Below are 19,858 nucleotides of genomic sequence, written 5' to 3'. Positions count from 1 at the left end.
CGCAGTCGTGGCCCAGCAGGAGCCAGAAATTGAGGAACTGCAGTACGAAATAGGCGGCCACCAGCCAAAGAGATGCAATTGCGACCAGCCAACGAGCTGTAATTGCGAACTTAGCGAGCTGGGATCTATCCACTAGCGCCTAACGCCAGAATTAAGCCGACCCGCGAAGCGGGTTCGGCTTGAATGATTTGTTAGGCGGTGCTGCTCCGATGGGTTGGCTGAACTCCCCAGCGCCAACCGAGGCTAACCCGCCTCCTGGCGGAACACTACCAGCCCGAGCCGACCGGCGCTTTGCCCAGAACCCGCACGGCGACATGTAGCCCAAGATGGCTCCGCAATGATTGAGCCGAGCGGCCAAGCCCGTGTGCGGCCAGTAGCGAGATGCTGCCGAAGGAGAGCGGCCGGAGCCGGCGCCGGATGAGCCCGCGACGCACGACACGTTGGCGATTGAGCGGCCGAAGGAGCGACTGCGGAACAACTCTCAGCAGTACCGCCTAACGCCTGAGTTAAGCCGCGCCGCGAAGCGGCGTCGGCTTGGACGAATTGTTAGGTGCCACCGCCGCCTCCTTGCATGCGCTGTTGGAGCTCCCGCTCAAGATCCGCGAATTGCGCCATGAGGTCATCACAGGCCGCCTTCTCTGCTTGGCAGAGGGCGTTGGTCTTCATCATCACCATGCCGGACTCTTCGTAGATGGTTCGCTTCACTGCCGCCGGATGCGCCGGGTGGCCAGCAGGGGTGAATGACCAGATCGAGCGTTCTTGGGGCGTATCAATCCCAACGATTGTCCAGCCGGCGTTATCCCGGACCGATACATCCGGCCTGCGCTTCAAATCCTCAAGCGCCGCTGCGACCGTGGGGTAGCCGATTCCGTCGGCTTCCGGCGCTTCGGATGCGTGCGCCGTTCCGAAGGCCAGGATCAACAGTGCTCCCAAGCGCATCAAATCTCTCCTGTGGCACCTAACGCTTGAATTAAGCCGACCCGCGACGTGCGGACCGGGAGTGAAGGGAGCACCAGCAACGACACATTGCAACGAAGCGACGAAGCGGGTTCGGCTTGAATGAATTGTTAGGCCACCGAGTGTATAGCCACAAGAAGCGCTCATTGATCTTTGTGGCGACTGAGAGGCAAAACCCGAACTATCAGCGGTGCGAGGACGAAGCAGACAGTAAACATGAAAACAGCCGGCCAAGGGGAGAACGCCCACTCTGCCCATCGTTCGTTAGCCCCAATCATTGCCGCCACAACGAGAGCGCCAAGTGCGCAAACCGTTGAAGCGAACGCGACCTTGAATCTTTGGAGTGTGGTCATCCCAGAGGCCTAACACCTGAGTTAAGCCGAACCGCGAAGCGGTTTCGGCTTGAACGAATTGTTAGATGCCACCCCGTGCTGTTCAAGAAGCTCAACAGCCATGGCGAGATTTCTACGGTCAAAGTCCATCTCGTCCTGATACCCGTCGTACGGCGCCCGGAAAGTGACCTTACCAGCTTGTGTCTCGAGCACTAGCCGAGGAAGCCAGTAAGAGTTCTTGAAGGTGGCGCGACGGATGGTGCTCAGCGGGTATCGACGCCAGCGGGCTAGCCAGAGCCAAAAAGGAGAGAAGAGGTAGAGGGCCTGGCCGGTAATAACAATGCCGTAGTCCCATGTGCGGTGGAACGTCGGGTTGCTCGCGTACCACACGAGCTCTTCGCCGTGCGGGAGCGCCAGCTTTGAGAAAGGAAGGTGCTGCAGAGCTTCCATGTGGCATCTAACGCCTGAATTAACCCGTGCCGCGAAGCGGCATCGGGTTGAATGAATTGTTAGGCGGTGCTGCTCCGATGGCTGGCTGAACTCCCCCGCGCCAGCCTTGGCCAACCCGCCCCCTGGCCGAGAACACTACCAGCCCGAGTCGACCGGCGCTTTACCCGGAACCCGCAAGGCGACATGCCGCCGAAGATGGCCCCGCAATGATTGAGCCGAGCAGCCAAGCTGCTGTGCCGCCACTGGCGAGATGTTGCCGAAGGAGAGCGGCCGGAGCCGGTGCCGGCTGAGCCCGCGACGCACGACACGTTGGCGGGCAGCGGCCGAAGGAGCGACTGCCGAACAACTCTCAGCAGTACCGCCTAACGCCTGAATTAAGCCGAACCGCGAAGCGGTTTCGGCTTGAATGAATTGTTAGGCCTCATCTCGAGAACGTTGAATAGTTCCGGCCATGAGGGTCAGTCTGTCATGAAGGTATAGCCTCAGGAACGACAGCAAAGCGAACATGGGTGCCAATGCCGAGATGATGCCGTACCACGCGGCTCGGTGGCGTCCTTGACTAAGTGCAGCTTTGTACAGGTACCAAGCCGTCACAAGATTGACGAGCCAAATCCCCAGGAAAATGAGTCCGCGATCATCAATCTGCAGCTCAATAAGCACCAGCCCGACGGCCATCGCGCAGCCGTGTTCCAGCAGCAGGAGAGTTCCTGCTCTGGCTAAGTTCGATTCGCTGAACTGGAACATATGAGGCCTAACGCTTGAATTAAGCCGAGCCGCGAAGCGGCTTCGGCTTGAATGAATTGTTAGGCCGCACCCGAGCTCCACCGGACTGTGGGCCCTATGCCTGGCGCTGCCTCTGCCGCCGAGCGTGCCTCAGCTAGGGAAGGGTAACTGCCCCCGCCCGCATTGAAGATGCCCCGTTGCGTTGTGGAACCATATTGAACGTAGTAGGTGTCTGCGACCGAGTCATTAGCTATCTCAGGCTCGTCCGCAGAGTCTCCGGAGCCGTAGCGGACGGGGCTAAAGACAATGTGCAGATCACATTCCGTCCCGGCGTATAGAAATGTGCCAGTCGCGACGATCTTCTCGTTGGGATTGAGTGGACTCATCTCTGCGGCCTAACGTCCGAGATAAGCCGACTTGCGAAGCAAGTTCGGCTTGATTGAGTTGTTAGGGGGCAGTCGCGCGATTGGAGCGACTTTCTGCCGCTGGATCATGGGGAGAGCAACGCCCTGTACGGGCTGCGTTGTATGTGCGGCCATTTGGACCTGCCAATGAAACAATGCAAAGAAATGGGTCCCCATAGGAGTACTCACGGGGCGGAGGACTGGAGCCAAAAGTACCAAACTCAACGGCAACTTGCGCCTGCGAAAGTCGCACGCCGGCATTTAGAGCCATGTGCTCCAGGCGTTTCGCATAGCGCGATTGGATCGCCTGAGCGACAGGCCCGATGCTGGGCGAACTGTCGCCAAGCAAGTCGATTGAAACGGACCTAACTTGGCGCTCAAGAGCCTCGCGGTACAGCTGACCGATGCCCCAGTACCCATACACATCGTTGTTCCGACTTATGAAAGTCTCGACGAGGCCGTAGGCAACTCCTTTCAGCGCACGCCGTCGTCTCATATGCCCCCTAACGCCTGAATTAACCCGTGCCGCGAAGCGGCATCGGGTTGAATGAATTGTTAGGCCCCCGCGACACTGCCTGGGCCTAAGGTAAGGATAGCGGTGGTCGCGAGAATTAACAGAGGGCCGGCCAAGAGGCACTTCTTGCAGGTTTGCCACTGACCTTGTGTCAAGTCGATGGCTTTTCCGATGATCACGAGAGCGAAAACTGCCAGTGCCAACGCAGAAACGGCCGAAGGCCAAAACCATAGAGCGATGCCACATGTAACCATCAGCGCGACGGTCAGATACGCATGAAAAGTTCTAATGCGACCGACTCTGCTGCGACCAAACATTTCCTCGCGATTGGATGAAAGGGAAATGACCGCGAGGCCGAACAGCCCAAAGGCCACGTATCCAACGGCAACGATGTGGAGCAGTACGGTCATGAGGCCTAACGCCTGAATTAAGCCGACCCGCGAAGCGGGTTCGGCTTGAATGAATTGTTAGGTGCCACCCAGGCCACCCACGAGGCGCATTGCGGCGAGCGAAAGCGCCATTGAGCCGAATGCGCACGAAACGAAAGCCCCAAGCCCAACGACCCAGTTGAAGATCCGCATTGGCATTGGAGCAAACAGCAACTCCGCGCCCTTACGGCCGGCCTCTAGCTTGCCTTTGAAGCGAAATCCGACCGCAACCATTGCCAGAACTTGGCCAAGCATGAAGCAAAGAGAAAGCACGATGCTAATGGACAGAGCGAACCAGCCGCACTTGAGCAAATAGACGGCATTGACGGGGAGTTGAGGCGGACTGCCCGACAAGAACGCACCGATAGTGATGGCTTGAACGCCCGCGCTAATGAACAAGACCTGCTTTACTAAGCCGTCAATCTTTGACCGCACCTCGACGGAAAAGGTGTTGAACATGCCCAATGATTCAGCTTGAGTGATTGAATCTTCGGGTTTGCGATCTGTATCCATGGCACCTAACAGTTGAATTAAGCCGACCCGCAGCGCGAGAGTCGGGATTGGAAGGAAGGCCAGCAACAACAGATTTCAACGAAGCGACGAAGCGGGTTCGGCTTGAATGAATTGTTAGGCGTCACTGGGCCGCGATGCCGGCTGAGCGCAACAGTCAGCGCCGAGCTGCACAGGCGGACATTTGACGCTACCAAAGGAGCAATAGACACAGCAATCCCCGTCTTTTGGCGAAAGCAGCGTCCCGCAACCTTTGCACTCGTAGAAGAAGGTACAAGCATCCGTTGGCATCTGTTCGAGTGACTTAACTCCGCACTCTGGACAAGTGATCTCGGACTGCAACGTCGCTTCCATTATTGTCCCCATGACGCCTAACACTAAGTAGATCCCCAAAGTGGGGTGTTATCGGAGCCGCGTCCCATTGTTACCGGACGCGATAGGGGCCAAATCCTACCTCAGATCAAGAGCTTGCCTGCTTACCACGTCGTGGCTGGGCGTCGACGCTGGGCGTACTTGACGACGAATGTGGGGTGTTATGTCTTATCCGGGCAAGGATGCCGTGTTATCGGGTCGGGGCAAGGCGGGGGCGGGGAGGCGGGGAGAGGCTGGCGATGGGGGGTCGGCGACGGCTGCTGGCGTTGCGTCGCCGTCGCATCGGGAGCCCGGTCATGCTTCAGGCACGGGGGCGAGCGGGGAGCCGGAGCCGCCAGCAGGCGACCCGAAGCGGCGGCCGCGGTTGCTGGAGCAGGTCCGGGCGCGTATCCGGCTCAAGCATTACAGCGTGCGGACCGAGCGGGTGTACGTCTACTGGATCCGCCGGTTCATCCTGGCCAATCACAAGCGCCACCCGCGGGACTTGGGAGCGGCGGAGGTGGAGGCGTTTCTGTCAGGGCTGGCGATGCGGGATGACGTGGCGGCCAGCACCCAGAACCAGGCGCTGTCGGCGTTGCTGTTCCTGTACCGGCAGGTGCTCGACATCGAGCTGCCTTGGATGGAGTCGGTGGTGCGCGCCAAGCGGCCCCAGCGCCTGCCGGTGGTGCTGACGCGCGCGGAGGTCGATCGGATGCTGGCGCTACTGGACGGCCAACTGTGGTTGATGGCGGCCCTGCTCTACGGGACGGGCATGCGGCTGATGGAGTGCGTGCGGTTGCGGGTCAAGGATGTCGACTTCGGGCGCTCGGAAATCACCGTGCGTAACGGCAAGGGCGGCAAGGACCGGCGGGTGCCGTTGCCGCGCAAGCTGCATGACCGCCTCCGGGACCAGGTGGAACGGGTGCGCGTCCAACACGGGCAGGACCTGCTGGCAGGACTGGGTCGGGTGTACCTGCCGCATGCGCTGGGGCGCAAGTACCCGAATGCGGGATGCGAGTTTGGTTGGCAGTACGTGTTTCCGGCGACCCGGATCTCGCGCGATCCGCGCGGCGGCGGCCAGCGCCGGCACCACGTGGACGAATCCAGCCTGCAACGGGCCGTCAAGAAGGCGCGCGCCGGGGCGGGCATCGACAAACCGGCGACGTGCCACACCCTGCGACACTCCTTCGCCACCCACCTGCTGGAGGCGGGGCACGACATCCGCACCGTGCAGGAACTGCTGGGGCACAAGGACCTGGCGACGACGCAGCTCTACACGCACGTGCTCGGGCGCGGGGCGGGCGGGGTACTCAGTCCGCTTGACCGGTAAGGGCGCCGGCCTGCACGGCACCGCGGCGCGCGCCCGGCCGCCGCGTCAGCCGCCCTTGTCGAGCAGCGTCATCAGGCCCTTGGCCGCGGCCATGCGGGCCGGCGCATCGGGCAGGTCCAGCTTGAGCCTGAGCTTGTCCGGGCCGTCCATCTGGTAGAGCTTGGGCTGGCCCTGGATCAGCTTGATGATCGCCATCGCGTCCACGTTGGGCTTCTCGACGAACTGCACCTTGCCGCCGGTCTCGCCCAGGTCGATACGCGCGATGCCCAGCGCGGTGGCAGTGAGCTTGAGCTCGGCGATGGCGAACAGGTGCTTGGCCGGGTCGGGCAACAGGCCGAAGCGGTCGATCATCTCGACCTGCAACTCGCGCAGCGCGGCCGTATCGCGCGCCCCGCTGATGCGCTTGTAGAGGGTCAGGCGGGTGTGGACGTCGGGCAGGTAGTCGTCCGGGATCAGCGCGGGGATGTGCAGCTCGACCTCGGCACCGCGCGCGTGCGCGCCGTCCACGTCGGGCAGCTCGCCGCGCTTGATCGAGCGCACCGCACGTTCCAGCAGCTCGGTGTAGAGGCTGAAGCCGACCTCGGCCATCTGCCCGCTCTGGTCCTCGCCCAGCAGTTCGCCGGCGCCGCGGATCTCGAGGTCGTGGGTGGCCAGGGTGAAGCCGGCGCCCAGCTCGTCCATCGATGCGATCGCCTCCAGCCGCTTCTGCGCGTCGGCGGTGATCGAGCGCTTGTCGGGCACCACCAGGTAGGCGTAGGCGCGGTGGTGGCTGCGGCCGACGCGGCCGCGCAGCTGGTGCAGCTGCGCCAGGCCGAAGCGGTCGGCGCGGTTGATGATGATGGTGTTGGCGTTGGGGATGTCGATGCCCGATTCGATGATCGTGGTCGACAGCAGCACGTTGAAGCGCTGCTTGTGGAAGTCGAGCATCACCCGTTCCAGCTCGCGCTCGGGCATCTGCCCGTGGGCCACGCCGATACGCGCCTCCGGCACCAGGGCCTCAAGCTCGCGCTGCATGCGCACGATGCTTTCGACGTCGTTGTGCAGGAAGTACAGCTGGCCGCCGCGCGCCAGTTCGCGCTGGAACGCCTCGCGCAGCTGCGCGTCGTCCCACGGCACGATGAAGGTCTGCACCGCCAGCCGGTGCGCGGGCGGGGTGGCGATGATCGACAGGTCGCGCAGCCCGGCCATCGCCATGTTGAGCGTGCGCGGGATCGGCGTGGCGGTCAGGGTGAGCAGGTGCACGTTGGCGCGCAGCGCCTTGAGCGCTTCCTTCTGGCGGACGCCGAACCGCTGCTCCTCGTCGACGATCACCAGGCCCAGGTCCTTGAAGCGCACGTCCTTCTGCAACAACCGGTGGGTGCCGACGATGACGTCCACTTCGCCCGCGGTGACGCGCGCCAGTTCGGCCTCGATCTCCTTCTTGGTCTTGAAGCGCGACAGCACCTCGACCTTCAGCGGCCAGTCGGCGAAGCGGTCGCGGAAGTTGCGGTAGTGCTGTTCGGCCAGCAGCGTGGTCGGCACCAGCACGGCGACCTGCTTGCCCCCGGCGGCGGCGGCGAACGCGGCGCGCACCGCGACCTCGGTCTTGCCGAAGCCGACGTCGCCGCACACCACCCGGTCCATCGGCTGGCTGGATTGCAGGTCGCGCAGCACCGCCTCGATCGAGGACAGCTGGTCGGGCGTTTCCTCGAACGGGAACCCGGCCGCGAACGGTTCGTACATCGAGCGGTCGACGTCGATCGCCAGCCCGGCCCGCGCCCGGCGCTTGGCCTGGATCTCGAGCAGCTCGGCGGCCACGTCGCGGACCTTCTCGGCGGCCTTGCGCTTGGCCTTGGTCCACTGCTCGCCGCCGAGCGAATGCAACGGCGCGGTCTCGGCCGACGCCCCGGAGTAGCGGTTGACCAGGTGCAGCTGCGCGACCGGCACGTACAGGCGGTCGCCCTTGGCGTACTCGATCTCCAGGTACTCGTTCTTCTCGCCGCCGGCCTCCAGCACCACCAGCCCGCGGTAGCGGCCGACGCCGTGGTCCTCGTGGACGATCGGCGCACCGTCGGTGAGTTCGCCCAGGTCGCGGATGATCGCCTCGGGCTCGCGCCCGGCGCGCTTGCGCCGACGCGGCTGCCCGGCGCGTTCGGGGAACAGCTGGCGCTCGGTCAGCACCGTCAGCTGCGGCTGGTCCAGGGCAAACCCGTTGTCGAACGGGGCCACGGCGATGGCGAAGCGCTCCGTGCCGCCGCCCGTGCCGTGGACCTTCTGGAAGGCCGTCCAGTCCGGCAGCACCACCGGCGCCAGTTGCGCGCCCTGCATCACTTCCAGCAGGGCCTCGCGGCGACCGGGTGAATCGGCGGCGACCAGCACCCGGCCCGGGTAACTGGCGAGGAAGGACTTCAGTGCGTCGGCAGGGGCGTGGTCGCGGGCCACCAGCGGCAGGTCCGGGGCCGGTTGGCTGGGCAGGGCGTAGGCGCGCTCGCGTTGCGGGTGGCCTTCGCCGCAGACCTCGATGCGGTCGTCGCGGTTGAGCCGTTCGCGCAGCGCGTCGGGCGCCAGGTAAAGCGTGTCCGGCGGCAGCACCGGGCGTTCCACGTCGTGCCGGCGTTGTTCGTAGCGCTCGGCGGTCTGCTTCCAGAAATGATCGGCGGCCTCCGACGTGCCATCGCCCAGCACCGGCAAGGCGGTGTCGGGCAGGTAGTCGAACAGCGTGGCGGTGGCCTCGAAAAACAGTGGCAGGTAGTACTCGATGCCGGCCGGCGCGTGCCCGGCCTTGAGGTCCTGGTAGAGCGCGCTGCGGCGGGTGTCCAGGTCGAAGCGCTCGCGCAGCGCGTCCATCGCGCGCTTGACCGCGGCCTCGTCCATCGGCAGTTCGCGCCCCGGCAGCAGGTGCACGGCATCGATCTTCTCGAGCGAGCGCTGGCTCTCGGGGTCGAAGCCGCGGATGGTGTCGATCTCGTCGTCGAGCAGCTCGACCCGGAACGGCATGTCCGCGCCCATCGGGTACACGTCCAGCAGGCCGCCGCGCACTGCGTAGTCGCCCGGGTCCAACACCTGCGGCACGTTGCGGTAACCGGCCGATTCCAGCCGGCGCTTCTCCGCGTCGAGGTCCAGGCGCTGTCCGACGCGCACGTCGAAGCTGCCGCCGACCACGTGGCGCAGCGGCGCCAGTCGCTGCATCAGGGTCTGCACCGGCACCACGACGACGCCGCGCTTGAGCGTCGGCAGGCGATGCAGGGTGGCCAGGCGTTGGCTGGTGATGTCCGGGTGCGGGCTGAAGACGTCGTAGGGCAGCGTCTCCCAGTCCGGGAACGGCAGTACCGGCAGCGGCCCGTCGGGCAGGCCGTCAAGCCCCAGCAGGGTGCGCAGGTCGGCCTCCAGCTGGTGCGCGGCGTGGTTGTCGCGCGCCACCACCAGCAACGGGCCCTCGTGGGCGCCCGCGGCGGTGGCGATGTGCAGGGCGAGGGCGGAAGGCGAGGCGGGCGCGCGCCACCAGGCGCGCTGCCGGCCGGCCTTCGGCAGCGGCGGAATGGGAAGCGTGGGGGTCGACATCAGGCGGGGGATTCTATCCGACCCCCGCAGGCACCGGCACCGTGCGTAGCCGCCGGCACCCGATGGCGCTGCCCCACACGCAGTGCGACGTGAGTCGCGACCTGCAAGAACCGCGCGCCCGCGGCGGGCTCAGCCAGCGGGTGCCGACCGCGTTGCCGTGCCGGCTGTTGCCGGGCGCGCCAGGTCCAGCGACACCCGCACCAGGCCGTGCTCGGCGTGGCCGGGCTCACGCACGAACCCCAGCGAGCGCGCAAGCGAGAGCATCCCGTGGTTCTGCTCGAAGACGTCGCCGTACATGCGGGTGACCTTCTTGCCGCGGGCCCATTTCACCAGCCGCGTCATCAGGTAGCGGCCCAGGCCCATGTTGGCCAGGTAGCGGCTGACGAGGATGGCGAACTCGGCGTCACGGCCGCCGGGATCGATCGAGATACGCGCCACGGCGCCGACCAGCGCCTCGCCGGGAGGCAGCGGCTCGGCCACCACGAGGGCGAACTCGGTTTTCGGGTTGAGCCGGGTCAGGCGATCGAGCATGTCCGGACTGAGCTCCTTGACCGAATGCAGGAAGCGCTGGCGCACCTCCTCCGGCTCCAGCAGGCCGAATCCGGCACGCAACGGGTCGGCGTCTTCGGGCCGGATCGGACGGATCAGGACCTCGCGCCCGTTGGGCAGTCGTTGGCGCTCGTGCCAGGGGGGGAGACGTTCTCGTGCGGCCATGAGGCGATGCTCGCACAGCGCCTGGGCGGGGGGCTTCATGCACTCTTCATGCCGCTTTCACGCAGTCGGCGACGGAGGCGTCGGGGGGCGCCTTCGCGCAACGCCGTCCGCCATCCGTTCGCCCGTTCGCAATGCGCCGCGTGCCTGGCCGGGCATGACAAGGTGGCCGATCCCAGCGCGCGTCAGTCGGCGGCGCGCAGCCAGTCAACGCGCCAGGCCGCTCCCGCTTCCCCGAGTGCGGATACCAGCTGCGGCAGGACCGCGCGCAGCGTCGCGTCGAACTGCCACGGCGGGTTGAGCAGCAGCAGCCCGCTGCCGTTCATGCGAAGGGGCGAGTCGTCGGGGTGGACCATCATCTCGGCGACCAGCACCGAGCGCGCCGGCAGGGTCGTGGCGCGGCGGAAGAAGGGGTGCAACGCCCGGCGCCGCTTGATCGGGTACCACGCCGCGTACGTACCCTGGGGCCAGCGGCCGAGCGCGTCACGCAGCGCACCGAGGATGGCGTCGAACTCGTCCAGTTGCGCCTCGAAAGGCGGATCGATCAGCACCAGCCCGCGGTTGAACCGCTGCTCGCCCAGTCGCGGCGGCAGCAGCGCCTTCATTGCCGCGTAGCCGTCACGCGCGTGCACCGCCACCCGGTCATCGCGGGCGAACACCGACTGCAGCTGGGCGGCCTCCTCCGGGTGCAGTTCGCAGGCGGCGATGCGGTCGCCCGCGCGCAGCGCGTGGGCCAGAAGCCACGGCGAGCCCGGGTAGGCGGAGCTGCCGTGCTCGGCCCGGCAGGCCTTGATGGCGGACAGGTAGCGCGCGATGGCGGGGTGGCGCGGCGCTTCCGCGACCAACCGGCCGATGCCGCCTTCGGCCTCGCCGGTCCGCAGCGCAGATGCGCCGTCCAGCGCGTACAGCCCGCGCCCGGCGTGGGTATCCAGCGCGAACAGCGGCGCGGGCTTGGCAGTGAGCGCATCGCACAGCGCCAACAGCGCGACGTGCTTGAAGACGTCGGCGTGATTGCCGGCATGGAAGGCGTGGCGGTAGTTCATGGCGGGCATCTTAGGGCCTGCCACCCGCGGCCCGGCGATATGGCCGGTCAAGCCGGCCGCGGGCGTCCGGAGGGAAGTGGACAACGGCCACGGGTGGGCGCACCTTCGACGCACCCATGCCACGCCCCAGAACGATCACCATGAAAGCACCGGAAGTCCGCACCGTCGTCGGCCCGGCCATCGAGCCCCTCCTGGACGACCTGGCGCGCCTGCGGATGGCGGTCCTGCGCGAGTGGCCGTACCTGTACGCGGGGGACTTCCGCTACGAATTCGACTACCTGCAGACCTACCTGCGCTCGCCTTTCAGCCTGGTGGTGCTGGCCCTCGACGAGGGCAGGGTGGTGGGCGCCTCCCCCGGCATGCCGCTGGCGGACGAGTCGCCGGAACTGCTGGCACCGTTCGCGGACTCCCCGGTGCAGCCCGCGGACGTGTTCTACCTGGGCGAGTCGGTACTGCTGCCCGAGTACCGCGGACGTGGCCTGGGCCACCGATTCTTCGAGCAGCGCGAGGCACACGCCCGTGCGCTGGGCGGGTACGCATGGACCGGGTTCACTGCCGTGCAGCGCGATCCCGCCGACCCGAGGTGCCCGCCGTTCCAGCGCAGCCACGAGGCGTTCTGGAAGAAGCGCGGCTACCAGCCGCGCAGCGGTCTGACCTTGTCGATGCGCTGGCCGGAGCCGGGGCGGGGCGACGTCGAACACGCGTTGGCGTTCTGGACGCGCCCGCTGGAGCGCTTCTGACCTCTTGCGGCGGGTCGCTGCGCGCCGGCCCCGCTGCATGCGCGAGCGGTTGCAGGAACGCGACGGGTGAGCGAGCCGGCTGCGGAGGCTACGCCGGTCTCCGGACGATCAATCCGCAACTGGCCCGGCAACCAGCCGGGCACCAGCACGCGACACCTACCCCGCGATCCAGATCGACGCCGAGGCCAGCGCGGTGCCCAGGGCGGTGGCCGCCAGCACGTCGCTGGGGTAGTGCAGGCCCAGTACCACGCGTGACACCGCGACGCTGGCGGCGAACGGCACCAGCAGCCACGCCAGCCCCGGGTAGTGCGCCACCGCGACGATGCTGAAGGCGACCGCGTGCAGCGTGTGGCCGGACGGGAAGCTGAATTCGTCCAGCGGCGCCACCGGCGCGTGGATGCGGGCGTCAGATGCACAGGGCCGCGGGCGCCGGGTCCAGCGCTTGAGCCACTTGTACAGCGATACCGCGACCACGCCGGTTGCGGCCAGGTGGAGCGAGGCGTGCAGTCCGCGCATGCCGTCCACGACCACGATCGTGGCCATCAGCGCGTACCAGAACACGCCGTCGCCCAACCGGCTGACGCAGGCCATGTAGCCGCGACATGCGCCGTGGCAGGCCCAGCGGTTGGCGCGCAGGCACCAGCCGGCGTCGCCGTCCGCGAGGCGCCTATGCAGCGGCAGGCGATCCATGGCGTCCTCCCCGGTGTGCCAGGCCCTGCAGCAGGCCATCGAGGTCGGCCGCCACCTGGGCGGGCCTCAGTGCCGCCACCGCGCGTCGGGCCGCGCTGGCGCACGCGGCGCGTACGCGGTCGTCGCTGGCGAGGTAGACCGCCGCATCGATGAAGGACGCCTCGTCGCCCGGTGCCACGCAGCCCCCGTGCAGGCCATGGCGCAGGTGTTCGCGCGCCGCACCGCAGTCGTAGGCGACGGTGGCCACGCCGCTGGCCATGGCCTCGAGGGTGACGTTGCCGAAGGTTTCGCTGCGGCTGGGGAACAGGAACAGGTCACCGCTGGCAACGTGCGCAGCCAACGCATGCCCATGCTGCATGCCGGGGAAGAGGAAGTCCGGATGCTCGCGCTGCAGTGCATCGCGCGCGGGGCCATCGCCGATCCACACCAGCCGTGCATCGGGCCGCACGCGCTGGATCGCCCGGAATGCGCGTACCACCAGGGCCAGGTTCTTTTCCGCCGCGATGCGGCCCACGTGGATGACCGCGAGCCGGTCACCGCCGACGCCCCAGTGCTCGCGCAGGGCAGCGTCGCGATGGTCCGGCGAAAAGCGCCGGGTATCGACCGCGCGCGGCAGCCGGACCGGCCGCTTGAACCCGTGCGCGGCGAGCTCGGCCGCCAGTTCGCGGGTGGGCACCAGGGTGGCGTCGCCACGGTCGTGGAAGCGCCGCATCCAGGCCCACGCCACCTGGTCCAGGCGGCCAAGCCGGCCCAGCCCATAGGCCCGCATGTAGCGGTCGAAACGCGTGTGCAGGCCGGTTGCCACCGGAATGCCCAGTGAGCGCGCCCCACGCAGTGCCGACCAGCCCAGCGGGCCCTCGGTGGCGATGTAGACCGCGTCCGGCCGCTCCGTGTCCCAGTGCCGTCGTAGCCGACCGGTGGCAGGCAGGCCGAATCGCAGACCGTCGTACACCGGCAGCGGCAGCCCTGCCATCAGCAGGGTGCCCGGCGCCGCGTCGCTTTCGCCGGGCAGGCGGGGTCGCACCACGTCCACCCGATGGCCGCGGCCGCGCAGGCCCTGCTCGAACGCCTGCACGGTCAGGGCTACGCCATTGACCTGCGGTGGATAGGTTTCGGTGACGATCGCGTAGTGCATGCGCGGCTCCCCGGTCGTGGTGGAGCGTGCAGGCGGCGCGTGTAGGGGTGATGGCAGGCCGGTGACGCTGTGATGACGGTGGCGGCCCCGGTCTCTTCCGGTCGGAAGGCGATGTCGCGGCTCAGCCCGCCTCGATCGCCAGCGCGATGCCCAGGTTCTGCATGTCCTCCGGCTCACCCTGGAGGTCCGCCGCCAGCAGCGTGCGCGACTCCAGCCAGCGCCGGCCCAGGGTCATGCGCAAAGTGGTGTCATCGGCGGCCAGCTCGACACGGGGAATCGGGTCGGCGTCGTGCGAACGGTGCAGCAGCACCGCCAGGCGCAGCAGCGCCGCGCTGCGCCTGGCGGGCGCGAGCAGCCGGTCGGGCAGGGCGTCGAACGCGGTCCTGGGGATGCGCCGGCGGTGCACGCGCACCATCGCGGCCAGGAACTGCTGTTGCTGCCGCGAAAAACCGGCGATGTCGGAGTGTTCCAGGATGTAGGCACCGTGCACGTGGTACTGGCTGTGGGCGATCGCCAGCCCCAGTTCGTGCAGCCGCGCAGCACGCTGCAGCATCACCCGGTCATCGTCGACCAGCGACCACGCCTGCGCGACCTGGTCGAACAGCCGCAGCGCGGTCTGCTCCACGCGCCCGGCCTGCGCGGGGTCGATCGCGAAACGGTGCATCAGCGCCGCCACCGATGCATCGCGCGGGTCGTGCTTGCCGCCGCGCCCGAGCATGTCGTAGAGCACGCCCTCGCGCATGGCGGCCTTGCTCACCAGCATCCGTTCCATGCCCAGCACGTCGAACGCCGCCTCCAGCACCAGCACCCCGCCGGCGATCACCGGCCGCCGGTCGGCCGAGAGGCCGGGCAGGTCAATGGCATCGACGTGGCCGGCGGACAGCAGGCGGTCGCGCACGTGGGGCAGGGCCTCGGCGGTGATCGCGCCCTTGGTCAGCTTCATCGCCGCGCAGATCTCGCCGATGGCCTTGTTGGTGCCCGACGAACCCAGCACCTCCTGCCAGCCCAGGCTGCGGTAGGTGCCGGCGAACTGCTGGAACTCCGCGGCGACCTCCGCCCGTGCCTCGCGCCAGCGCTTGCGGGTGAGCTTGCCGCCGGGGAAGAAGCGCCGGGTGCTGGCGACGCAGCCGACCTGCAGGCTTTCGCGCTCGATCGCCTCGAAACCCGAGCCGATGATGCATTCGGTGGACCCGCCGCCGATGTCGATGACCAGCCGCAGGTGGCCCTCCCTGGGTGGCTGCGAGTGCGCCACGCCCAGGTAGATCAGGCGCGCCTCCTCGCGGCCGGACACCACTTCGATGGCGTGTCCGAGCGCGCTTTCGGCCGGCATCAGGAATGCCTGCGGCGCGGCCAGCCGGCGCACGGTGTTGGTGGCGATGGCGCGTACGCGCTGCGGCGGGATGTCGCGGATGCGTTGGCCGAAGCGCGCCAGGCAGTCCAGCGCACGGCTGCGCGCCTCCGGCGAAAGCCCGCCCTTGCGGTCCAGGCCGTCGGCCAGGCGCACGGTCTCGCGAATCCGGTCGACCGTGCGCAGCTGCCCGAGCAGGTAGCGCGAGACGACCATGTGGAAACTGTTGGAGCCCAGGTCGACCGCTGCAAGCAGGTCGCCGTCCTGAAGCGGCAGTCGGGCGGTGTGCAGCAGTCCGTTCATCGGTGCGGATGATCGGTCATCCGCACAGCCGCGCCAACAGCACGCTCTGGGCGGAGTGCGGTGGCGTGCCTTCGCCCGGCACCACCTTGAGGTACTCGCCGTCGGGTTGCAGCTCCCAGGCATTGAGGTTGTCGGCCAGGTAGTTGTCGATCGTCTCGTCCGTCGCACGTGCGGCAAGCTCGGGATCCACGATCGGGAAACCCGTTTCGACCCGCCGCAGCAGGTTGCGTTCCAGCCAGTCCGCGCTCGCGCCGAACAGCTCGGGCGTACCCCCGTTGCCGAACCAGTACACCCGGCTGTGTTCCAGGAACCGGCCGACGATGGAGCGCACCCGGATGTTGTCGGACACCCCCGGCAGCCCCGGGCGGAGCGTGCAGGCACCGCGCACGATCAGGTCGATGCGCACGCCCGCCTGGGATGCGCGGTACAGGGCGCGCACCACCTGGGGTTCGTTGAGCGCGTTCATCTTGGCCACGATCCGCGCCGGCCGCCCCTCGCGCGCGAAGCGGGCCTCGCGGTCGATGCGCATCAGTACGCCGGCGTGCAACGTGAACGGTGCCTGCAGCAGGCACTTGAGCCTGATCGCCGGCGCCAGCCCCGAGAGCTGCTGGAAGATCTGGTGCACATCGTTGCCGATGTCCGGGCGCGCGGTCAGCAGCCCCAGGTCGGTGTAGGCGCGCGCGGTGCCCGAGTGGTAGTTGCCGGTGCCCAGGTGCACGTAGCGCCGGAGCTTGCGCCCTTCGCGGCGGACGATCAGCAGCATCTTGGCATGGGTCTTGTAGCCCACCACCCCGTAGACCACCTGCACCCCGGCCTCCTGCAGGCGGTCGGCGAAATCCAGGTTGGCCTCCTCGTCGAAGCGTGCGCGCAACTCCACCACCACGGTGACGTCCTTGCCATTGCGCGCGGCCTGCACCAGCTGCTCGACGATCGGCGAATCCTTGCCCGACCGGTACAGCGTCTGCTTGATCGCCAGCACGTTGGGGTCCTCGGCCGCCTGGCGGAGCAGTTCCAACACCGGGGTGAAGGCGTCGAAGGGGTGGTGCAGCAGCATGTCGCCCTGGCCGATGCGCTTGAACATCGCATCCATGCCCGCTGGCAGCCGTTGCTGGAACGGCGGGAACTTCAGGTCGGGGCGGTCGACCAGGTCGTACACCTGGATGACGCGGTTGAGGTTGACCGGGCCCTTGATCCAGTACACCGCGTTTTCGGGCAGGTCGAAGTTGTCCAGCAGGGTGCGCACGATCGGCTTGGGGCAGGCGTCGGCGATCTCCAGTCGAACAGCGCGCAGGTAGCCGCGTCCGACCAGTTCGTCGCGCAGCGCCAGGGCGATGTTGTCGACTTCCTCTTCGTCCACCAGCAGTTCGGAATTGCGGGTCACGCGGAACTGGTACGCCCCCTTGACCTCCATGCCCGGGAACAGCTCGTCCACGAACGTAGACAGCACCGCCGACAGGAACACGAAGTCGTGCGCGCCGCCCGACACGCGTTCGGGGATCCGGATGATGCGCGGCAGCGAGCGCGGCGCACGCACGATGGCGAGGTTGCCGTTGCGCCCGAACGCATCGCGCCCCTTCAGCACCACCACGATGTTGAGCGACTTGTTGAGGATCTTCGGGAACGGGTGCGCCGGGTCCAGCCCCAGCGGCGACAGCACCGGCATGATTTCGTCGCGGAAGTAGGCGCGCAGCCAGCGCGTCTGCCGCGAGGTCCATGCGTCGCGCGCCAGCACGCGAACCCCGGCCTGGCCCAGTGCCGGGCGCAGCAGGTTGTTCCAGCATTCGTACTGCGCGGCGACCAGGTCGGCGGCGCGGTCGTGGATGCGGTTGAGCACGGTGGTCGGCGCCAGCCCGTCGGCATGTGCGGTCAGGCCCAGCTCCTTCGCGTGGCGCAGGGTGCCGGCGCGGATCTCGAAGAACTCGTCCAGGTTGGTGCAGCTGATGCACAGGTAGCGCAGCCGTTCCAGCAGCGGCACCAGCGGGTCCTGCGCCTGTGCCAGCACGCGGAAGTTGAAGTCCAGCTGCGAGAGCTCGCGATTGAAGTAGAGCGAGCTGTCGCGCAGCGGATCGTGCTCGGCCGGCGTCTCCTGGGCGGCAGTGGCGGTGCGTGCTGGGGACCGGGGGTCGGGCAGGGAACGGTTCAAGTCGGGACCTCACTGGTTTCGCGCTCGATCACGCGCTCCGCGCCGAACACGCATGCGAATGTACTGCCGTGGCCGACTTCGCTGCTGACCTCCAGCCGGCCCTGGTGCAGGTTGAGCACGTGCTTGACGATCGCCAGCCCCAGGCCGGTGCCCCCGCTTTCGCGCGAACGGCTGTTGGAGACCCGGTAGAAACGCTCGGTTACGCGTGGCAGGTGCGAGGCGGGAATGCCGTAGCCGCTGTCGATCACCTCAAGTGCGACCCCCCGGCCCTCGCGGCGGAACCGCACCTTGATCGTCCCGCCTGCGGGCGTGTATCGCACTGCGTTGCTGACCAGGTTGGAGAACGCGCTGTGCAGTTCCTTGTTGGAACCGAACAGGTCGACCTCCGCTTCATCCTCGATCGATACCTCGTGGCGGCCCTGGCTCAGTGCCGCGGCCTCGCGGCGCAGGGTGCCCAGCATCGGCGCGACCGCGACCGGTTCCTCCACCGGCAGGCTGTCCTGCGACTCCAGCCGGGACAGCGTCAGCAGGTCTTCCACCAGCTGGGTCATGCGTTGCGACTGGCGCTGCATCTCGGCCACGATGGGCGCCCATTCGGGGTGGTCGGCCGGGTCGAGCATGTCCAGGTAGCCGTGTACCACGGTGAGCGGGGTACGCAGCTCGTGGGAGACGTTGGCGACGAAGTCGCGCCGCATCTGCTCAAGCTGCAGCAATCGGCTGACGTCGCGCGCGACCAGCAGCCACAGCGACTCCGAATACGGGATCAGGCGCAGGCTGAGGGTGGCGCCGGGGTTGAGCGGGGAGGCGACCTCGAGCGGTTCGGCGTGTTGGCCTGCGGCCATCCAGCCGGCCAGGGGCAACGGCTGCAGGCGCGCCACCAGGGGGGCGCCGATGTCCTCGGGGTAGCCCAGCCCCAGCAGGGGGCCGGCCGCCTCGCTGAACCAGACGATGCGCTGGGTGTCGCGGTCCGCCACGACGATGGCGTCGGGTAGCGCGGCCGCGGCAGCGCGGTAGGCCCGCAGCATCTCCAGCAGCCGGCGCTTGCGGCCGCGCATTTCCGTCTGGGTTCGATGCAGCAGGCGGTCGAGTTCATTCCATACGCCATCGCCCCGCGGGGGCGGCATGCGCTGGCGGGCGGTCAGGCGCAGCAGCACCCGCCTCAGCCGCCAGTAATGCCAGGCGACCACGGCCAGCGCCGCCATCGCCAGCACCGGCCACGGATAGCCGATGGCCACGCCCACGGCCACCGCCGCTGCAAGTACCACGGCAAGCATGCCGAGCGTGCGGAACCAGGCGGAGCGGGCGCGGGGGGGCATGGGGTCGGGGAGGATCAATCGGGACAGGCGCAAGGGAATGGAAGTGCAGCCGGCCGGGATTGCCAGCGGGCTTCAAGACAATGACACGTTGGCAGGCGCAAAGCAGCGGTTCCCTGCGCGTGCGTCAGTCCCGGTTCTCCATCCTCCGGTGCCGCCGGCTCAGACTTCGGCAGAGGTGGAGAAACGGTAGCCCGAGCCCCGTACGGTCTGCACCATGCCGTCCATCCCATGCGGTTCCAGCGTCTTGCGCAGCCGCCGGATGTGCACGTCCACGGTGCGTTCCTCCACGTAGACGCTGCCACCCCAGACGTGGTCCAGCAGCTGCGTTCGTGAGTACACCCGCTCGGCGTGGGTCATGAAGAAATGCAGCAGGCGGTACTCGGTCGGGCCGATCTGGACCGGCTGGTCTTCGCCGCCGTTGCGGGCGAAGACCCGGTGCGCGGCGCCATCGATGCGCAGGCCACCGACGCTGACGCTCCCGTCCTCGTCGTCCTCGCGCGACCGGCGCAGCACGGCGCGGATGCGCGCCAGCAGTTCACGCGCGGAAAAGGGCTTGACCACGTAGTCGTCGACCCCCGCCTCCAGCCCGCCGACGCGGTCGTTCTCCTCGCCGCGGGCGGTGAGCATGATGATCGGCACCTCGCGGGTGAGGGACTCGCGGCGCCAGCGCCGGGCCAGCTCCAGGCCGCTGGTGCCCGGCAGCATCCAGTCCAGCAGGATCAGGTCGGGAACGCGGTCGGCGATCGCGGCTTGCGCCTCGCGGGCATCGCCAGCGTGCACCGGGTCGTATTCACCCTTGCGCAGGGCGAAGGCGACCATGTCACGGATGGCGGGTTCGTCTTCGACGATCAGGATGCGTTTCTGCACGCGGTCACCGGCAGCTGGGGGCG

The 19,858-nt window shown here is 67.6% G+C and carries 17 protein-coding genes; 2 read left to right on the top strand and 15 right to left on the bottom strand.

What is annotated here, in order from left to right:
* Window positions 1-546: 546 nt before the first annotated feature.
* From ACJQWL_RS13695 to ACJQWL_RS13670, 6 genes are all read right to left on the bottom strand, one after another.
* On the bottom strand, window positions 547-939 hold the full coding sequence (locus tag ACJQWL_RS13695; RefSeq protein WP_330969438.1) for a hypothetical protein: 393 nt from the start codon (window positions 937-939) through the stop codon (window positions 547-549).
* 392 nt (window positions 940-1,331) lie between these two features.
* Window positions 1,332-1,739 carry a hypothetical protein gene (locus ACJQWL_RS13690; RefSeq protein ID WP_330969439.1) on the bottom strand — a complete coding sequence of 136 codons (408 nt, stop codon included), beginning with the start codon at window positions 1,737-1,739 and terminating at the stop codon, window positions 1,332-1,334.
* Between the two features lie 414 nt (window positions 1,740-2,153).
* Window positions 2,154-2,483: a hypothetical protein gene (locus ACJQWL_RS13685; protein ID WP_330969440.1), complete on the bottom strand. Its 330-nt coding sequence runs from the start codon at window positions 2,481-2,483 to the stop codon at window positions 2,154-2,156.
* 938 nt (window positions 2,484-3,421) lie between these two features.
* The gene (locus ACJQWL_RS13680; RefSeq protein ID WP_330969441.1) at window positions 3,422-3,790 is read right to left on the bottom strand and encodes a hypothetical protein; all 369 of its coding nucleotides are present in this window, start codon (window positions 3,788-3,790) and stop codon (window positions 3,422-3,424) included.
* A gap of 57 nt (window positions 3,791-3,847) precedes the next feature.
* Complete coding sequence (locus ACJQWL_RS13675; protein ID WP_330969442.1) at window positions 3,848-4,387, bottom strand: hypothetical protein; 540 nt, start codon at window positions 4,385-4,387, stop codon at window positions 3,848-3,850.
* Between the two features lie 48 nt (window positions 4,388-4,435).
* Complete coding sequence (locus ACJQWL_RS13670) at window positions 4,436-4,672, bottom strand: GDCCVxC domain-containing (seleno)protein (RefSeq protein WP_330969443.1); 237 nt, start codon at window positions 4,670-4,672, stop codon at window positions 4,436-4,438.
* Between the two features lie 382 nt (window positions 4,673-5,054).
* Between ACJQWL_RS13670 and ACJQWL_RS13665 the strand changes: the two genes are divergently transcribed.
* The gene (locus ACJQWL_RS13665; protein WP_330969444.1) at window positions 5,055-5,999 is read left to right on the top strand and encodes an integron integrase; all 945 of its coding nucleotides are present in this window, start codon (window positions 5,055-5,057) and stop codon (window positions 5,997-5,999) included.
* A 45-nt stretch (window positions 6,000-6,044) separates the two neighbouring features.
* Here the strand turns inward: ACJQWL_RS13665 and mfd are convergent, their stop codons facing one another.
* The 3 genes from mfd to ACJQWL_RS13650 all read right to left on the bottom strand — a co-directional run bounded on the left by mfd (window position 6,045) and on the right by ACJQWL_RS13650 (window position 11,293).
* Window positions 6,045-9,539: a transcription-repair coupling factor gene (gene mfd, locus ACJQWL_RS13660; RefSeq protein ID WP_330969445.1), complete on the bottom strand. Its 3,495-nt coding sequence runs from the start codon at window positions 9,537-9,539 to the stop codon at window positions 6,045-6,047.
* A 129-nt stretch (window positions 9,540-9,668) separates the two neighbouring features.
* Window positions 9,669-10,253, bottom strand: coding sequence for a GNAT family N-acetyltransferase (locus ACJQWL_RS13655; RefSeq protein ID WP_330969458.1), 585 nt, complete (start codon window positions 10,251-10,253; stop codon window positions 9,669-9,671).
* 182 nt (window positions 10,254-10,435) lie between these two features.
* Window positions 10,436-11,293: a 23S rRNA (adenine(2030)-N(6))-methyltransferase RlmJ gene (locus ACJQWL_RS13650; protein WP_330969446.1), complete on the bottom strand. Its 858-nt coding sequence runs from the start codon at window positions 11,291-11,293 to the stop codon at window positions 10,436-10,438.
* Between the two features lie 140 nt (window positions 11,294-11,433).
* Here ACJQWL_RS13650 and ACJQWL_RS13645 point away from each other — a divergent pair, with 140 nt between their 5' ends.
* Window positions 11,434-12,033, top strand: a complete 600-nt coding sequence (locus tag ACJQWL_RS13645) for a GNAT family N-acetyltransferase (protein ID WP_330969447.1) — start codon at window positions 11,434-11,436, stop codon at window positions 12,031-12,033.
* Window positions 12,034-12,189: 156 nt separating this feature from the next.
* Here ACJQWL_RS13645 and ACJQWL_RS13640 read toward each other — a convergent pair whose 3' ends face one another.
* From ACJQWL_RS13640 to phoB, 6 genes are all read right to left on the bottom strand, one after another.
* Window positions 12,190-12,723, bottom strand: a complete 534-nt coding sequence (locus ACJQWL_RS13640) for a phosphatase PAP2 family protein (protein WP_330969448.1) — start codon at window positions 12,721-12,723, stop codon at window positions 12,190-12,192.
* Entirely contained in the window at window positions 12,701-13,858 is a 1,158-nt protein-coding gene (locus ACJQWL_RS13635; RefSeq protein WP_330969449.1) for a glycosyltransferase family 4 protein, read from the bottom strand. The genes ACJQWL_RS13640 and ACJQWL_RS13635 overlap by 23 nt, the downstream gene beginning before the upstream one ends.
* Before the next feature lie 121 nt (window positions 13,859-13,979).
* The gene (gene ppx / locus ACJQWL_RS13630; RefSeq protein WP_330969450.1) at window positions 13,980-15,509 is read right to left on the bottom strand and encodes an exopolyphosphatase; all 1,530 of its coding nucleotides are present in this window, start codon (window positions 15,507-15,509) and stop codon (window positions 13,980-13,982) included.
* Window positions 15,510-15,525: 16 nt separating this feature from the next.
* Window positions 15,526-17,640 (bottom strand): polyphosphate kinase 1, encoded by a 2,115-nt coding sequence (gene ppk1 / locus ACJQWL_RS13625; RefSeq protein ID WP_330969459.1) that lies wholly within the window; start codon window positions 17,638-17,640, stop codon window positions 15,526-15,528.
* 8 nt (window positions 17,641-17,648) lie between these two features.
* Window positions 17,649-18,968, bottom strand: coding sequence for a phosphate regulon sensor histidine kinase PhoR (gene phoR / locus ACJQWL_RS13620; RefSeq protein ID WP_330969451.1), 1,320 nt, complete (start codon window positions 18,966-18,968; stop codon window positions 17,649-17,651).
* 159 nt (window positions 18,969-19,127) lie between these two features.
* Window positions 19,128-19,835, bottom strand: a complete 708-nt coding sequence (phoB, locus tag ACJQWL_RS13615; RefSeq protein WP_330969452.1) for a phosphate regulon transcriptional regulator PhoB — start codon at window positions 19,833-19,835, stop codon at window positions 19,128-19,130.
* Window positions 19,836-19,858 lie beyond the last annotated feature (23 nt).

The sequence above is a fragment of the Novilysobacter viscosus genome, from assembly GCF_046600715.1.
GTDB classification, from domain to species: domain Bacteria; phylum Pseudomonadota; class Gammaproteobacteria; order Xanthomonadales; family Xanthomonadaceae; genus Lysobacter_C; species Lysobacter_C viscosus.
This window is presented reverse-complemented; position numbering and strand designations above follow the sequence as displayed.

Excerpts from the sequence above, each read along its gene's own strand:
- ppx (WP_330969450.1), bottom strand. The coding sequence starts at position 15,509 with ATGAACGGACTGCTGCACACCGCCCGACTGCCGCTTCAGGACGGCGAC.
- ACJQWL_RS13650 (WP_330969446.1), bottom strand. The coding sequence starts at position 11,293 with ATGAACTACCGCCACGCCTTCCATGCCGGCAATCACGCCGACGTCTTC.
- ACJQWL_RS13690 (WP_330969439.1), bottom strand. The coding sequence starts at position 1,739 with ATGGAAGCTCTGCAGCACCTTCCTTTCTCAAAGCTGGCGCTCCCGCAC.
- ACJQWL_RS13645 (WP_330969447.1), top strand. The coding sequence starts at position 11,434 with ATGAAAGCACCGGAAGTCCGCACCGTCGTCGGCCCGGCCATCGAGCCC.
- ACJQWL_RS13655 (WP_330969458.1), bottom strand. The coding sequence starts at position 10,253 with ATGGCCGCACGAGAACGTCTCCCCCCCTGGCACGAGCGCCAACGACTG.
- ACJQWL_RS13695 (WP_330969438.1), bottom strand. The coding sequence starts at position 939 with ATGCGCTTGGGAGCACTGTTGATCCTGGCCTTCGGAACGGCGCACGCA.
- ACJQWL_RS13640 (WP_330969448.1), bottom strand. The coding sequence starts at position 12,723 with ATGGATCGCCTGCCGCTGCATAGGCGCCTCGCGGACGGCGACGCCGGC.
- ACJQWL_RS13680 (WP_330969441.1), bottom strand. The coding sequence starts at position 3,790 with ATGACCGTACTGCTCCACATCGTTGCCGTTGGATACGTGGCCTTTGGG.
- mfd (WP_330969445.1), bottom strand. The coding sequence starts at position 9,539 with ATGTCGACCCCCACGCTTCCCATTCCGCCGCTGCCGAAGGCCGGCCGG.
- ACJQWL_RS13635 (WP_330969449.1), bottom strand. The coding sequence starts at position 13,858 with ATGCACTACGCGATCGTCACCGAAACCTATCCACCGCAGGTCAATGGC.
- ACJQWL_RS13685 (WP_330969440.1), bottom strand. The coding sequence starts at position 2,483 with ATGTTCCAGTTCAGCGAATCGAACTTAGCCAGAGCAGGAACTCTCCTG.
- phoR (WP_330969451.1), bottom strand. The coding sequence starts at position 18,968 with ATGCCCCCCCGCGCCCGCTCCGCCTGGTTCCGCACGCTCGGCATGCTT.
- ACJQWL_RS13670 (WP_330969443.1), bottom strand. The coding sequence starts at position 4,672 with ATGGAAGCGACGTTGCAGTCCGAGATCACTTGTCCAGAGTGCGGAGTT.